Annotated in this window: 12 protein-coding genes; 6 read left to right on the top strand and 6 right to left on the bottom strand. The window is 64.9% G+C overall.

The genetic code is table 11. The features are described 5' to 3' along the window. Positions 1–411 precede the first annotated feature (411 nt). Entirely contained in the window at positions 412–1671 is a 1260-nt protein-coding gene (locus tag SBP01_RS00515) for a substrate-binding domain-containing protein (RefSeq protein WP_320537110.1), read from the bottom strand. A gap of 120 nt (positions 1672–1791) precedes the next feature. Here SBP01_RS00515 and SBP01_RS00510 point away from each other — a divergent pair, with 120 nt between their 5' ends. The 4 genes from SBP01_RS00510 (at position 1792) to SBP01_RS00495 (ending at position 7062) form a co-directional block, all read left to right on the top strand. Continuing rightward, positions 1792–3300, top strand: coding sequence for a sugar ABC transporter ATP-binding protein (locus SBP01_RS00510; protein ID WP_320537109.1), 1509 nt, complete (start codon positions 1792–1794; stop codon positions 3298–3300). After that, positions 3297–4256 (top strand): ABC transporter permease subunit, encoded by a 960-nt coding sequence (locus tag SBP01_RS00505; RefSeq protein ID WP_320537108.1) that lies wholly within the window; start codon positions 3297–3299, stop codon positions 4254–4256. Before SBP01_RS00510 ends, SBP01_RS00505 begins: the two co-directional genes overlap by 4 nt. After that, positions 4253–5275, top strand: a complete 1023-nt coding sequence (locus SBP01_RS00500; RefSeq protein ID WP_320537107.1) for an ABC transporter permease — start codon at positions 4253–4255, stop codon at positions 5273–5275. Before SBP01_RS00505 ends, SBP01_RS00500 begins: the two co-directional genes overlap by 4 nt. A 458-nt stretch (positions 5276–5733) precedes the next feature. Further along, positions 5734–7062, top strand: a complete 1329-nt coding sequence (locus tag SBP01_RS00495; protein ID WP_320537106.1) for an NADH:flavin oxidoreductase — start codon at positions 5734–5736, stop codon at positions 7060–7062. 207 nt (positions 7063–7269) lie between these two features. Here SBP01_RS00495 and SBP01_RS00490 read toward each other — a convergent pair whose 3' ends face one another. From SBP01_RS00490 to SBP01_RS00480, 3 genes are all read right to left on the bottom strand, one after another. After that, on the bottom strand, positions 7270–7695 hold the full coding sequence (locus SBP01_RS00490) for a hotdog fold thioesterase (protein WP_320537105.1): 426 nt from the start codon (positions 7693–7695) through the stop codon (positions 7270–7272). After that, entirely contained in the window at positions 7692–8912 is a 1221-nt protein-coding gene (locus tag SBP01_RS00485; RefSeq protein ID WP_320537104.1) for an acetyl-CoA C-acyltransferase, read from the bottom strand. Before SBP01_RS00485 ends, SBP01_RS00490 begins: the two co-directional genes overlap by 4 nt. A 287-nt stretch (positions 8913–9199) precedes the next feature. Beyond that, complete coding sequence (locus SBP01_RS00480) at positions 9200–9730, bottom strand: TetR/AcrR family transcriptional regulator (RefSeq protein ID WP_320537103.1); 531 nt, start codon at positions 9728–9730, stop codon at positions 9200–9202. Between the two features lie 491 nt (positions 9731–10221). Here SBP01_RS00480 and SBP01_RS00475 point away from each other — a divergent pair, with 491 nt between their 5' ends. Beyond that, positions 10222–11199: a helix-turn-helix domain-containing protein gene (locus SBP01_RS00475; RefSeq protein ID WP_320537102.1), complete on the top strand. Its 978-nt coding sequence runs from the start codon at positions 10222–10224 to the stop codon at positions 11197–11199. 58 nt (positions 11200–11257) lie between these two features. On the opposite strand, the gene SBP01_RS00470 is transcribed toward SBP01_RS00475, so the two are convergent. Beyond that, on the bottom strand, positions 11258–12445 hold the full coding sequence (locus SBP01_RS00470; protein ID WP_320537101.1) for an MBL fold metallo-hydrolase: 1188 nt from the start codon (positions 12443–12445) through the stop codon (positions 11258–11260). 140 nt (positions 12446–12585) lie between these two features. Beyond that, positions 12586–14199, bottom strand: coding sequence for an FAD-binding oxidoreductase (locus SBP01_RS00465; RefSeq protein WP_320537100.1), 1614 nt, complete (start codon positions 14197–14199; stop codon positions 12586–12588). Positions 14200–14395: 196 nt separating this feature from the next. On the opposite strand from SBP01_RS00465, the gene SBP01_RS00460 reads away from it, so the two are divergent. Continuing rightward, positions 14396–15190, top strand: a complete 795-nt coding sequence (locus tag SBP01_RS00460; RefSeq protein WP_320537099.1) for an SDR family NAD(P)-dependent oxidoreductase — start codon at positions 14396–14398, stop codon at positions 15188–15190. Positions 15191–15621: the final 431 nt, after the last annotated feature.

Here is a 15621-nt window from a genome sequence, read left to right as displayed (position 1 = left end):
GGCTTGCTTCCGGACCGACCGTCAGCGGGCCGGCGGCAGGGAACCTGCCTGGAGCCAACGGACCGCCGGCGAGGGTGTTTAGGTGTGCCCTTCAGCCACTGCCTCCCTACCGGTGGCCGTGTCCACGGGCCAACGCAGGAGAAGGACCCCTTCCTTCGTGGATGCCGCTTGGCATGTACGAAGGAGGGCCCTTCCTGCGGTCTGACCGGTGCCTGGACGCTTCGGACACCAAGCGCGGCGGCCTAATCCATGGCCGCCGCACGTTGCGGGCGTTCTTCTGGAGGCAACGAACCAGCGGGCATGGCTTCCGCGTGTTCCACGGGCCCGGTTTGCCGAGAGTGCCGCCGAAGCTCCGTCAACGAACCAAGAAGCAAGCCGATGGGCAACAGCAGAACCAGGAACATGTCATCGCTATTTGCCCGGGTTAGCGAAGAACTCGTTGAGCCGGTCGGTGGGCAGGAAGTCCTGAGGGTCGCCGGCCAGGTCGGTCAGGTCGCTGACTTCCCAGGACGGGTCAGCGACCTTGGCGAGGTTGTCCCGGGAGACGATCACTGAGGGTTCAACGATCTGGTTGATCTTTGGTCCCTCGCCCTTCAGGATGCGCAAGGCCACATCGACCACTGCCTCACCGGTGCGAACTGACGGAGTCGTTGTGCCAAAGTATGGGTACTCGGGGTTTGCCAACGCCCAGGAGGAGAATCCCTGGCTGGATCCATCGTCAGCGATCGGCGGGACCTCCATTCCTGATTCCTCGAAGGCGTTGCGGATGCCCACGCCCATCGTTCCAGCCTGCAGCACGGCGTCCACACCGGCAGGATTGGTCGCGAGGAACTTCTGGACCTCTGCCTGGGCGGTGGCCGGCTGGAAGAACCCGGTGACCGTACCGGCGACCTTGATGTCGGGGCAGTTCTCCAGGACCGCGTCGATGCCCTGGGCCGCGAAGGTCGAGACCGGGATGCCCGGGATGCCGTCGACGCGCAGGACTTTGCCCTTGCCCCCGATGGCCCCTACCGTGCCGGCCGTAACCTGGGCGATGGCCAAGGGGGTGTTCCGGGTGACACTCACGGCATACTCGGAATCGATGGGCACCTGGGCGGCTACCAGCGGGATGCCGGCGTCGTGAGCGGCTTTGGCTAGGTCCACGGACGGTTCCGGGGCGATGGCGGTGTAGATGATCACGTCAGGTTTGAGGGAGAGTGCCTCGTTGAACTGCTGGAGCTGCAGGGGAACGTTCGACGGGTCATCCGGGGCGAACTCGCCAACGATCCGGACGCCCTCGGCCTTCAGGCTCTTGCGGATGGACTCCGACATGGAGGCAATGAAGGGGCTGGCCGGGGGCATGCCCACGATCGCGGCCGTGAACCCGTCAGTCTTCTTGGACTTGAAGTCGCTCCAAGCCGATTTGCGGATTTCGTAGGGGTAGAGGTCGTAACCCGCCGAAACTTCCTTGGACAGCCCCGCCAGGAGACCGCTGGGATCCTTGGCCGTACCTGTGGGCACCGACCCGCAACTTCCTGCTGCAGCAGAGGTGCCTGGCACTGCAGAAGTTCGGGAGGAGGAATCCGAAGCAGCGGGTGTCGGGGCTGAACAGCCCGTGAGGACAAGGGCGCCAGCCCCCAGGATGGCGGCTCCCGAGGTGGCTAAACGGGGAAAGGTATAGGTGTTCTTCATGGTCTATCTCCTTTGATAGTGCACGATTCGTATCGTATGGAACACAGTAGTCACATGCTGTACGATTCGTCTAGTTTCGAATGAGATCCACGCCACATTTATTAGCCAAGGAGATCCGCCGTGAACAACCACCCATCCGGCCTGGTGCTCGCCGGGGTGAGCAAGCGCTTCGGTGCCACACACGCCATCATCGACGGGGACCTGCATCTGCGGCCGGGCGAGATCCACACGCTTCTGGGCGAGAACGGCTCGGGAAAGAGCACACTTGTCAAAATCATGGGAGGCATCCACCGGCCCGACGCCGGCACCGTCACACTGGACGGGGTCCCCATCGCCAGCCGATCGCCGCGGGCGGCCATGGATTTAGGGGTTGTCACGGTGTTCCAGGAGGTCCTCACCGCCGGAAGCCAATCGGTCCTCGAGAACGTTTGGCTCGGGTCCCACGGAACCTTCCGTCGCGCCCTGCCCCGCGCCGAACAGCGGTCTATCGCCCGCGATGTACTCACCCGGATCGCCGGCGAGATTCCGCTTGATCTTCCCGCCGGCCAACTCTCCCTCTCCGAGCGGCAGTCCCTGTGCATCGCCCGCGCGCTGGTGCGCAACCCCAAGGTGCTGATCCTCGACGAGTCAACGGCCTCCCTGGACGTCAGCTCCCGCGACCGGCTCTTCATTGAAATGCGCCGGCTCGCGGCCGAAGGGACCGCCATCCTGTTCATCTCGCACCGCATGGACGAGGTTGCGGAAATCTCGGACCGGGTCACCGTCCTGCGCTCGGGGCGCACCGTCTCCACTGTGGAGCGTTCCGGACTGTCCATCGACCGGCTGATAGCGGACATGACAGGAAACTCCGGCCACGATGCGACCCGACGGCAACCACACGAGCCCGGGAAGGGGGTCCTTCAGGGTTCGGCCATCGCGCTGGCCCCGGAATCCTCACCAATCGACTTCGAACTGCGCGCGGGGGAGATTGTGGGCCTGGCAGGACTCGAGGGCCACGGACAGGACCAGTTCATCAAGCGCCTGGCCGGCGTCACGGCAGGACCCGGCCGCGTCGAGCGGCTCCTGGCCGAGGGACCTGCGCGCCTCAGGGAGCGCAACGGCGATGCTCTGGGTGTCGCCTACCTGCCGCGCGAACGCCGCGGAGAGTCGCTCTTCGAATCCATGTCCATCTTGGAGAACTTCGCGCTGCCCACCCTGGGAATGCACCGTCGTGGCGGGCTGCTGAGTACCGGCAGCATCGCTAAGAGGTTCGAGGCCTTCGCCCACCTGCTCTCGCTGCGCTTCGGTACCGCGGACGATGCCATCTCCACTCTCTCCGGCGGCAACCAGCAAAAGGTGCTCCTGGCCCGCTGGCTTGCCACCGACCCCCAGATCCTGTTGCTCAACGACCCCACCCGAGGGGTGGACATTGGAACCAAGCGGGAGATCTACGCGATCCTGCATCGGCTCAGCTCCACCGGCATGAGCATCGTGGTCCTCTCCAGCGAGGTCGACGAACTCGTGGACCTCGCCGACCGGGTCCTGGTCTTCCGCGACCAAACAGTCTTTGCCGAAATCCCCCATCCGGGGCTATCCACCGAGTCGATCGTCGCCGCATACTTCGGTCAGAAATCAGAGGTGCACTCATGAACCGTGTCCTAACCCTCTTCCAGCGCTGGCCCTTCGCCTTTGCCTTGCTGCTCACCTTGGTGCTGCTGGTGCTGAACCTTGCCATTTCCCCGTCCTTCCTTTCCCCCGAGCGCCTGCCCGGCACCCTGGCCACGCTGGCGCCGTTCGTCCTTGTGGGGTTTGCCTCCACGCCCTCTCTCCTGGCTGGCGGCATCGACATCTCTGTCGGCCCCCTGGCAACGTTCATCAATTGCTTCTTCGTCGCCGTGCTGATTCCCGCAGGCCTGGGAAACTGGCAACTGGCCGCTCCCATCATCCTGGCCGTTGCCGCTGGGGTCGGCGCGTTGAACGGCATCCTGGTCGCCGTGGTGCGATTGCACCCGGTGGTCGCCACCACCGGGATGCTGTTCCTTCTCGTGGGCCTGTCGCTGACCATTTCCCAGAACCCGGTGGCGGCGCCGAACAACTGGACCGAGGTCTTTGCCGGGGGCATCGGTTTCGTCCCGGGGGCCCTCATCACGATCGGTGTCGCCGGGGTCATCTGGTTCGCCCTGCGCCGCACCGCCTTCGTCAGCAATCTCCTGGCCACAGGTGAAAGCGACGTCTCCGCCTACGGTTCAGGGGTGAACATCAAGGTGGTCCGCGTCCTGGCCTATACCCTCGGCGGCCTGTTCGCCGGGATCGCCGGCATTGCGTTGACGGCCATCGTGCAGTCATCGCAGTCCTCCCTGGCCACCACCTACGCCCTGCTGGGATTGGCGGCCGCGGTTCTAGGCGGAACCAGCCTGGCCGGTGGGCGCGGCGGCCTGCTGGGCGCCCTCTTCGGAGCACTGTCCATCTACTTGCTGCAGCAATTGCTCACCGCCTCGGGCGTGGCACCCAGCCTCATCCAATTTGCCTACGGGGCAGTACTCGTCGTGGGCGTCGTACTGGGCGCGACGCTGCTGGCCCCCAGCTTGAAAAGGAGCGCATCATGACCAGCGACACTCTCTCCCCCGCCCCGGCGCCCACGATCCGGGCCAGACGGCCGTGGACCCGGTTCAAGGCCTGGGTCTTCGAGGCACCGGTCCTGCAGGTCCTGGTTGTCCTCGTCCTGGCGGCTTGGCTGGTCATCAGCATCCCAGCCATTGCCAACCCCCGGTCCGTCACCTCCATCCTGGTCATCACCTCGCTGCTGGCTCTCGCGTCCATGGGGCAGACGCTCGTGGTGATTCTTGGCGGGCTGGACCTGGCCGCACCCGGCTACATCCTCTTCGGCGCCTTCATGGCGGCGAACGTCGCCGGCAAGCTCGCTGTCCCGGCGGTGGTCGCCGTGCTGATCACGGTCCTCGTATGTGGTGGCATCGGTGCCCTGATCGGCTGGATCTGCCACCGCTTCGCGGTCCAGCCCCTGGTCGTCACGCTGGGCACCGGAGCGGCACTGACCGGCGCGACGCTGTTCCTGGCCGACGGGGATTATTCCTCCGCGCCGCCGGCCGCTTTGCGTTCCCTGGCCAGCCTGCGTGGAACCACCTTCGGCATGCCGTTCCCGCCGATCATCCTGATCGTGCTGTTGTGTGGGGTGGGCCTGTGGATCTTCCTCAACCGCACCGCCGCCGGACGCCGCTTCCACGCAACGGGAGTCAACTTCCGGGCCGCACGGCTCACCAGGATCCGCACCTCCGTGGTGTGGACGCTGGTCTTCGCCGCGTCTGGTGCCCTCGCCGGGATCGCGGGCATCTTCATTGCCGCCTACGGCTCAGGGTGGTCGCAAACAATCGGTGAGCCGTACCTGTTCTCGGGCCTGGCCGCCGTTCTGGTCGGCGGCACCATCTTCGGCTCGATCCGCGGCAGCTACACCCGCACGCTGCTCGGCGCGCTCATCCTGACCCTTTTGTCCACAATCATCGTGAGCAACGGACTCTCTGAAGCGCAGAGCCGCATCATCTTCGGGATTATCATCCTTGCCGTCGTCTCGCTCTACGGCCGCGAACGCCACGTCCGCGACAGGTTCTGAGTTCTGGGTCCCGCTCGCAGGTAATGGACCGGATGCCCCGGCCCATGGGGGCATCCGGTCTGCGCTACCGCGGGCTACGCATGGGTAAGGCCGGTTGGCCAGGTGTTCACACGGCGATCGGCCATGTCCCCGACTTACACCGCTGCCCCGTGACGGGGAACCCACACCGAAGCTCATCAAGTCCTTTCCGACGGCGAGCGTCCCGAGCACGCCGCAGCGATTCCCTCTCTGCTGAACAACGAGCTCCAAATGGCGCTCATGACATCGGGCCCCATCGTGACGGCTGCCGTACAGCAACCTGTCAATCGATGGCTAAGGCGATACGACTGCGATCGCAACCTCGACTCTCGGGCCATCCATATGAATTGAGTCACCAATACGATACGATACGAAACGACTCGAATTACATTGTGGATGACTTGCTTCATCTTGTTTCCACCCAAATGCCAAGGAGAAAAATGTCCACCGAGACCGCCCCCGTCTCCGTCACCGAGGTCCTTTCCAGCTCCTGGAAGATCGATGGCCTGACGATCAAGAACCGCTTTGTGCTCAGCCCGATGGCCGTGCTGCAGCCCACCAAGGAAGGCAGCCCCAGCGAGCAGACAATTGCCTTTCTCACCACGCGGGCCAAGGGCGGGGCTGGGCTGCTGATCATCGGCGGCACCGTGGCCACCGAAAGCGGCTACGCGGAGGCACCTTTCCAGCCCCTGATGCGCTTCGACCACGATAGGTTCATTCCAGGCCTTCGAAAGATGGTGGATGCGGTACACGCATGCACCGTGCCGATCTTCGCGCAGATCTTCCCCGCCTTCGGTGCCATGGGCGTTCCAGGAAAGGGACGGAGCACCCGCGCCGCGAGCCCGAAGCCGGTGCGTATGGCGGCACCGCGACTTCCCCACGGAATGTACATTCCCGGGGGCCGCACCAACCCGACTCCGGAAGAAATCACCAAGGCGGAGATCCTTGAGGTCCAGCAGGAGACGGTCGCCGCAGTGGTGCGCGCCAAGGCGGCGGGCTTTGACGGCATCGAGATCGGTGCCCACATGCGCTACCTCTACTCCTCATTCCTCTCCCCGCGCACCAACTGGCGCACGGATGAGTACGGTGGCAGCCCGGAAAACCGAGCCCGCTTCCTGACCGACACCATCAGGGCCATCCGCGCCGAGGTCGGAATGGATTATCCCGTCGGCGTGCGCATGAGCGTGAACGAGCACCTGCCCGACGGCCAGGGCCCGGAAGGCTTTGCCGAGGTCATGGCCTTCGTCGCCAAGGAGGGGCTGGGATACATTGCCCTGACCGACGCCAACTACGAGTCGATGGATGACAACCTGCCCTCCTCCTCGGGTCAGATGCTGGCACACAGCGAGCCACAGATTTTCCGCAAGCACCTGCCGGATGTTCCGTTCCTGCTCAGCAACACCTATGATCCGCAGCAGGCGGCCCAGGCCATCACCGACGGCTACGCCGACGGCATCATGCTGGCTCGCCAGATGCTGGCGGATCCGGAGTTTCCCAACAAGGTGCTCAAGGGCAGGCAGGAGGAAGTCGTCTGGTGCGACCACGACAATTCGTGCCTGCGCCGGCTGATTCTCAACGTACCGGTACGCTGCCACCTGAACCCTGCCATGGGCCGTGAGGCCGCCTTGGCGGGCGTCGAGGAACCGCTGTCAGCAAAACTGAAGCGTCCGGTCGAAGCGATGCTCATCGCCGCGGCCGGCTCCCCCTCGCTGATGGGCATCGCCGACAAGCTGGCCAGTGCCAAGGCTGCGAAGGACGCCAAGAAGTAGCGCCGCGGCTACCGGGAAAGGGAACCTCCCCTTCCCTGAGCCAAAGCCTCCATCCATATCCACGCTGTGCCCGGGTTCCGCACGGAACCCGGGCACAGTTCCGTCCCCGACGGCTCCTCAGGCCAGAACCACGGGAATGTGGCAACCGGAAACAGGAATGGCGCCCGTGGACGCAAAGGTCCATGGGCGCCATGCCAGAGGCAAGAACTACATGGGTGGCTCGGACCCCGGACGCAAGGCGCGGCCAGTCCCGCGGTAGATGGCCACGGTCCGCTCCCCTGCGCGCACCATGACGTCAACGATCATGCGGCGGCCCTCATGGAAGGACACCTCGGCCGAAGCCACCAGCTCGTCGCCGATTTGCGCGGGAGAGACATAGGAGATGGCGGCCTCGGCGGTGGCGATTCCCGCACCGAAGGTGTTGGCCGCCATCGCGAACGCCGTATCGGCCAGGGCGAAGACGAGTCCGCCGTGCGCAATTCCGTGGCCGTTTGCCATCTCCGGGGCGATGGACATGACGGCCGTGGAGCGGCCCGCGCTGGCGCTCAGCACGCGGATGCCGAGGCCTTCCAGGGCCTTATCCGCGGCGAGCATCGACCGCGCCGGGTCAGCGATGAGCGTTTGCTGGTTCACGAGAGCCGCTCCACAACCATGGCCATGCCCTGGCCGCCGCCGACGCAGAGCGTGGCCAGACCCAGCGTCCCGTCGGTGGTCTGCAGCCCATTGACGAGCGTGCCGACGAGGCGGGCGCCGGTCGCTCCGAAGGGGTGACCCAGGGCGATCGCCCCGCCAAACGGGTTCACCCGCTCCGGATCGGCGCCCAGCCTTCGCACCACGGGAACCACTTGGGCCGCAAAGGCCTCATTGAGCTCAATGATGTCGATGTTCCCGATGGACAGCCCGAGGCGCTCGAGCAGCCGACGGCACGATTCCACCGGACCTAGCCCCATGATTTCCGGCGACAGGGCGCTGGCAGCGCTGCCCAGGATACGGGCCAGGGGCGTCAGCCCCAGTTCGCCGGCACGACGGGCACTCATGACGACCAGCGCGGAGGCGCCGTCGTTGAGCGGGCTGGCGTTACCGGCGGTGACGGTCCCGGATTCGTGAAACACGGATTTCAGGCCGGCCAGCGTCTCCAGCGTGGTGCCGGGCCGGGGGCCGTCATCAGTACCCACCACGGCTCCGCCATCCAGGGTCACGGGAACAATCTCGCGCGCGAAATAGCCCGATTCAATTGCCCTGAGCGCACGGAGCTGGGACTCCAGGGCCCATTCGTCCTGGTCCTGGCGCGTGGTTCCGGTTTGCCGTGCCACGAACTCGGCGGTCTTGCCCATGGAAATGTAGATATCGGGCAGCTGGCCCCGATCCCGCGGATCCTCCCATTGCCGGTTTGCTTCAAAAATGTCATCGGCTCGCCGTGCCGCTTCCGAAAAGCCAGGGTAGGCGGATTCGACCACTGGAGGTGTCGAGCTGGTGGATTCGACCCCGGCGACCAAGAAGGCGTCGCCGTCGCCGGCCTTGACGGCCTGGGCCGCCATGGCCGTGGCCTGAAGCGAGGAGGCGCAGAAGCGGTTTACGGTCACTGCCGGCACCGCGTCCATTCCGGCGAGCACCATCGCCCGGCGGCCGATATTGTCGCCCTGCGCGCCTTGCGGCATCGCGCACCCCAGGTAGGCGTCGGCAAATCCGATGGCGTCGATTGGCCCCAGCTCCGAAAGCGCTCCGCGGATGGCCGCCACGGCAAGATCCTCGGGACGCATGCCCGTCAGCGAGCCCTTGCGGGCCCGCCCGATGGGGGTTCGGCGATACGAGACTATGACCGCGTCATTCGGCGCGAGGGCAGTGGTCACGATGAGTCGTCCTTTCAGGGTGGGCCACCGGTTGCATTCACCCGTGGCGAGGGAAGGGGGCGCGGGAACAGACCTACCGGGCACCTCAGCGCCCGGGGTGAAACCAACGCTACCCACAATATATACGGACCGTATCGTATTGCACAAGGGTCCTCCGCACCTCCTACGACGGCCCAGGACGCCAAAAGGGCCGCCCGCGGCCGCCCTCTACGGGACGGATCGGCGGGCGACCCACGCGCTTCCAGATGCGCAGTCCGCCATCCCGGCAGTGCGTTCAAGCCGAACGGCTACTGGGTGACCAGGCCATCGAGAGCCGTTTGCAGGATCGATTCCGTCGACTGCCGGTCGAGCGGACCCGACTGGAAAAGCAGCCGAAAATACACGGGCGCGTACAGCAGTTCGGTGACGACCTGCGCGTCGAGATCCTTGCGCATGGCCCCCTCGGCAATGGCCCGCTCCACCAAGGAGATCACGGCAACTGACCGCGGAGTCCAGAAGAGCTTCTTGAACTCGACCATCGCCGCCTCGTCCTGCTGACACTCGCCGATCAGCTGGGCCACCAAACGACCCTCCTGGCTTGCATAGACTTCGGCCAGGGACGCCAAGTGCTCCCGAAGCGCGTCGATCGCCGGGATGTCCTCACGCACGGGGGTGCGGGCAACGTGGTTGTCCAGGAAGGTGTCGATAACCACCGCGACCTTGCTTGACCACCACCTGTAGATCGTGGTCTTGCTGACACCTGCCTCGCGGGCTATGCGTTCGATCGAGAGCTTCTGCACCGTAAATCCGCCGGCGCCGGAGTGATCGAGCAACTTCATAGTCGCTTCGAGAACCGCTCGTCGACTTTCTTCGCTTCTAATTGCCATAGGCCAACCATACGGCCAAAACCAATCCAATACGGAACGTTCACGATCGCACGCATTTTCGCGCCGCAGGACTCGGGACGAAACAAATGGACGAAGGGAACGGGCAAGGCGTGCGCAGGCGCCACCATTGAATATCGCTGTGATACAGCTTACACTCGGTACGAAACGAATCGAATCATATAAGGAGGTGCCGTGGGGGCATCTTTCCACACAAAAGACGTGGCACCCCAGCAGCCATGGCTGTCGGGGTTCATGGATCCGGAACCAAGTTCCCCATGCAAGCCGGGCCGTGGAACGCATCTGGCACCTGCGGCGATACACCTGCGCTGCCATTCGCTGGAAGGCTCCCTGCTCCCCCGCATCGGCACCACGTCGTCGCTTCGTAGCCCCATGCCCATGCTCGGGAAGCCGGCCCGTCATCGGGCTCCCACCGGAAAGCGCCCATGAGCTCCGTCCTCGACACCCGATCGGTACCGCCCGCCGAACGACGGGAATACTGGGCGACGGGAATCGCCGAACGGTTCTTTCCGATGTATGTCGAGTCGGTCTCCTCCCCATCCTTCGAGGCCCGCTTGGCCGGTGGCCAGATGGGACCCGTCGGCGTCCAGTCCATCCAAGGCCTGGCCCACCGGGTGGCGCGCACCCAACGACTGGTCTCGGCCTTCGATCCCGAATCCATCCTGCTGTACCTGATGACCAAGGGAATGATCAATATCGAGCAGGACGATCGGAAGTGCACGCTTCGACCAGGCGACATCGCCTGCCAGGACACGTCTAGGCCTTCCGTCTTCGAGGGCGCGGAACCATTCGAGGTGCTCATCTTCAGCATTCCCAAATGGTTCATAGGGACGCAGGCCGAGGAGATCTCGCAGCGTTCTGCATCACCCATGGACTCGGGACCGGGCCGGCTCGCCGGGCAGGCTATTCCCTTCCTGGCGCAACTCGCCCGAACAACCATCACCAGCGGCAACGGGCTGAGTGAGATCGACGGCGAGGCCGCCGCCAAGATGCTCCTTCCCCTGCTGCAGGGCATGTACGGCGCCCGGGAGATCCCAGCGCCGCGATCCCGCGCCGAAAGCCTGCTTCAGCAGATGCAGCGATACGTGATGGAGAATCTGCACAACCCGGTGCTGGGGCCCGAAGCCATCGCCCAGGCCCACTATGTGTCCACCCGCTACGTGCACAAGCTGTTTGCCTCCTCCGGCGGCGGGGTTTCGGCGTGGATCCGCCAACGCCGTTTCGAAGGGGCAGTGGAGGAGCTGCGACGCTCCCCCGAAACAACCATCGCTGCGGTCGCGGCGAGGTGGGGGTACCGCCACCCGGCGAGCTTCAGCCGGGCGTTTCGGGAAGTCCACGGCTGCGCTCCGCGGGAAGCCCGGCACCTGCCGGTCTTCGCGGGCCCCCTGGCCCGGGCTTCGTAACTCGGGCTCTGCAACGGGCAGGGCCGAGCCCGCAAGCGCGGACTCCGGCCGGCGACCCCTACTTGCCGATGTCGATGACGTCCAGGTCGCGCCCGACGACCAGCCGGCCCTTGAATCCCTCGGCACATGCGGCCCACACCGACTCGGGCTGGATCACCGGTACCAGGTGGGAAAGGACCAGGGTCTTGACGTTGGCCTGGGCCGCAATGGTCCCGACTTCCGACTTCAGCGTATGCGCCTGGATGAGGTGCTGGTACAAACCCTCTTGGGCTTCGCTGCGCGGTAGCGGGAACAGCTGCCCCGCCCAGTCCTCGTCGATCACCTCGTGCACCAGCACGTCCGCATTTTTTGCCAGGCGCACCAGGTTCGGGCACTTGGCCGTGTCGCCGGAGAACACCACTGATCCATCATCGGTGTCGAAGCGGTACGCCAGGGCGGGGAACACGGGTGCATGGTTCACCAGTGTGGCCGAAACCTTGACCCGTTCGTCCTCGTAGAAGGTGAACGGTTTCATTTCAGGTGCCGGATCGCCGTTGGGATCAGCCACGTACCTTTGAGGGACCGGGACGTCCTTGGCCTCCCACAACTGCGACGGCACCGGTTTGCGGTTGTCGAAGATCCTGTCGTTGAGATCTGTGGCGAACATCTGAACCATGAGCTCTCCCATCTCCCGGGTGCCGGGCGTCGGGTTCCCGGGGCTGACCGGGGAAGGTGCGGGGCCGGAGCCGAAGAGCGGGGGAAGCGCCCCGCGGTTTCCCGGTCCCCAGACCGGGATCTTGTTGACGCTTTGCAGTCCGTTGTAGATCCCGTTCACCAACACGTTGTTCAAGTCCACGACGTGGTCCGAGTGCAGGTGGGTCAGGAAAATCCCCGCCAAGACGTCCAGCGGCCCGTCCTGGGGAGCCTTGTTCTCCGGGCCGAGATTGGCCTTGCGCAGCTGTGTCAGCACGCCGTGCCCGGCGTCAATGAGGTAGTAGCGGTCACCGACGACCAGCGCGGAGGCGATGCCCGCACTGTCGTTTCCGGGAAAATGGGTGGGACCGCCCGCGGTGCCCAGCAGCACCAGCTTGGTCTTGGAGCCGCGGGCGGCAGGGGGCCCGAAATTGCGCCGGGGTTTGGTCGCGGCGCTGGCTTCGCCGGGGGCACCGGCACCCAGCGCAAGGCCCGCGGCACCGAGCCCGAGGCCGGCCATCAGGCGACGGCGGCCTATTCCGGAACGCATTTCTGCTGGCAGGTCAACACACATGGAAAGTCTCCTTGGTTGGTGGTAGAGGCATGCACAGCCTCCGCGGCAGCGGCACGGGCCCCTGGCCCGGACGGCCGGACCCATCCGAGAAGGCCAGCGCCCTGGGGGACGCGGGGGCCTTGCCGGATGCAGGGGTGCTGTTAGGCCTGGGGGAAGCCGGCCTCCCGCAGGCGGGTGCCCCAGATCCCCGACTTGCCCGGGGCGATGATCCCGTTCGGGTCGAGGGTGTCCTTGATGGTCTCGTTGAAGCGGCGCAGCGCGTGGTTGTTGAAGCCGAACTGCTCGGCCGCGAGGTCCATGAAGGACAGGTGCGCCCGGTATTCGCCGTAGCCGCGTTTGCCCGCCTCGGCGACCATCCGTTTGGCCAGGGCGTACGCCGTGGCGACCTGCTCCGGGTTCTTTGTGTTGAAGGCGATCACGTTGATGAAGGTGGTCGAGCGTGCATTGATTGGGAGCATGCCGCCGAGGAAGTCCAGGCCGACCTCGGCGCACATCTCCTTCATCAGCTTCTGCGCGGCGATCGCGTGCTGGGCGGTGAGCGGGATGACCGGCGAGAAGTCGACGTGGCCGCCTTCCTCGCCGCCGGACCAGCCGGCCATCTTGTAGAGGTCCTGGCTTGGCACCCCAATCTGCACGCGCTCGTGCGGGTTGGGCAGTGTCTCCCACGCTTCGGCCCCGTGCTTTTGGCCTACAAGGTCCACGCTGGGGATCTGCAGGAAGCGGGCCTCGAGCTTGGCGAAGTTGTGATCCACCACAGCCTCATCGCCGTAGAGGGCGAAGCGCATCATCCAGCGACCCAGGCCCATTTCATGCGCAATCTTGTCGATGATTTCCTCGGGCATGGGGCCCTCGCCGGTGTACCACTCTGCACGGGTGGTCAGCATCGAGGCCATGCACAAAGTGTTCGACAGCTGCGGGCGCATGTCGATGGTGCCGTCCAGCATGAGCTCTCGCAGCGCATCGACCACTGCGGGCATCTGGTCTTCGTCCCAGACGCGCAGCCACAGCGGCATGTACACCTCGGGCTTGGGCATCAGCCAGTAGCCCATTTTGGTGACGATGCCGTAGTTGGACTGCATGAACATCTCGGTGGAGGTGGGGCCGAGGCCGCGCTTGTACAGCGGCCAGGTGGGGTTGTTGTCCATTGCGCCCGAGCCGGTCCGCATGAGGTCACCGTTCGGGAGCACCACCTCGAATCCGCAGTGCGAGGCCTGGTCGATCGAGTACGGCATGTAGGTCAGCCCGTGTTCAAGCGTATTCGAGACCACGCCGCCCCAGCCGATGTCGACGATCGAGGCGACAAGGTTGTGCCCGCCGGTCTTGATGGCAGCGTGCAGGTCGTACCAGCTCACGCCCGGCTCCACAATCGCGTAACCGAGCTCCTCGTTGATCTCCAGGACGCGGTTCATATTCCGGAACGAGAGCATCACGGAGCCGCGCACCTGGGGCGCAGCTCCCCCGTAGCCGTTGTTCTTGCCGCGGCTGATAGGCCACAACGGAATGCGGTATTCGTTGGCGATCCGAACAACCGCCTGAACGTCTTCGGTACTCGTCGGGCTGACTACAGCGGACGGGAGATTCGACGCGGAGCCTTGAACCTGGAAGGGATCCTGGAAGTCCTGCAGGGATTCGTCGTCGCTCGCGACCTTGTCCTCGCCAATGGCAGCGGCGAACGCCACGAGGGCTTTTTCGAGGTCCAACTCAGTGACGCCGGGCGGAAGGGGGCGAAGCGTCGTCTCGGGGGTGATAGTCATCTTCAACATCTCCTTTGATGCGGGTGTGTCGTGTAACACGTTCTGTTCATCCTGCGCCTTCCGGTGCGGCAGCGGCGAGATTACCGCCCGATGGTGCAGTCCGTGCACAGAAGCGTGCACGAACTGCACCATCGGGCCCCCGCGCAGCCCCGCCCGCTTCCTGCCGTGATTGCATGGGCCCACTACATAATTCGAGATGAACGGAGAAGGAACCATGGCTGGTGGTCGGCTGGAAGGAAAAATCGTCCTGTTGACAGGCATCGGGGGCGGAATGGGCCGGGTGACTGCCATGCTGTTCGCACGCGAGGGCGCCACAGTTGTCGGTTGCGACCTCGATGTCGACGGGGCCGCGGAGACCGTCCGCCTGGTGGAGGCCGACGGAGGCGCGATCGATTCAAGCGCCCCGGTAGACCTGGGCAACCGGGATCACATCGATCGCTGGGTGGGAGACGCGGTAGAGCGCCACGGGCGCATCGATGTGCTCTACAACAACGCCAGCATGCCGAAATTCGCCCCGTTCGCGCAGATGAGCGGCGAGGATTACCGGTTTACCGTCCAGAACGAACTGGACCTGGTATGGCACGCGTGCCAAAGCGCCTGGCCGCACTTGGCCGCCTCTGGCGGTGCGATCGTGAACATTGGTTCGGGCGCCGGGATCCTGGGCGCCCGCGCCCTGCCGCAGGCCGCACATGCTGCCGCGAAAGGCGCCGTTATCGCACTGACGCGGCAGCTCGCCGCCGAGGGCGTCGACGTCGGCGTTCGGGTCAATTGTGTGAGCCCCGGGGTCATGGCAACCCCACCGGTACTCGCGATGTTCGCGGAATTCGGCGAGAACGCGCCAGTCGCTCCGATCATCGAACGCACGATTGATGGTAAGCCCGGAGACCCGCTGGCCGTCGCGTATGCAGGTCTGTACCTCGCGTCCGATGAGGCGAGCTGGGTCACGGGATCCCACGTGGTTGTAGACGGAGGAGCCAGCGCCATAATGTAGTTCGGGTAGGCCTTACTTCTGACAGCTTGGCGAAGAGCCAGGCACATCCGAACCCCGAGAGATTTTTCTCGGCATCGGAAGCAGGATCGTCGACCAAGACGCCGACGCTTCGCGCCCTGACCATGAGTCCCTTCTGGGGTTAGCACTCAGACTGAAGTACACCTCAAACTGACGTAACGGGGCCACCATGGAGGTCTGCACTGCTTCCCCGGCCATTTTTATATAGGTTGCACACAACACGCGATCAAAAGTCGACTTCCTTACGGCCAGCGGAGGACACATGCCTGATTCGTTGGATGATAGGGATTTGCGGCGTCAGCGAGAGCCGCTTCCTGCCTGCCGGGTAGAAGACTAAGCACCCGGTTGATGGTCACTTCAACTGCCGACCGGAGAAAGGGGTGGTGTCCGACGGGGCGGAGCTCACTCCACGG

The sequence above is a fragment of the Pseudarthrobacter sp. IC2-21 genome (assembly GCF_034048115.1).
GTDB classification, from domain to species: domain Bacteria; phylum Actinomycetota; class Actinomycetes; order Actinomycetales; family Micrococcaceae; genus Arthrobacter; species Arthrobacter naphthalenicus.
The sequence above is the reverse complement of the archived record's forward strand: the minus strand, read 5'-3'. Positions and strand labels throughout refer to the sequence as shown.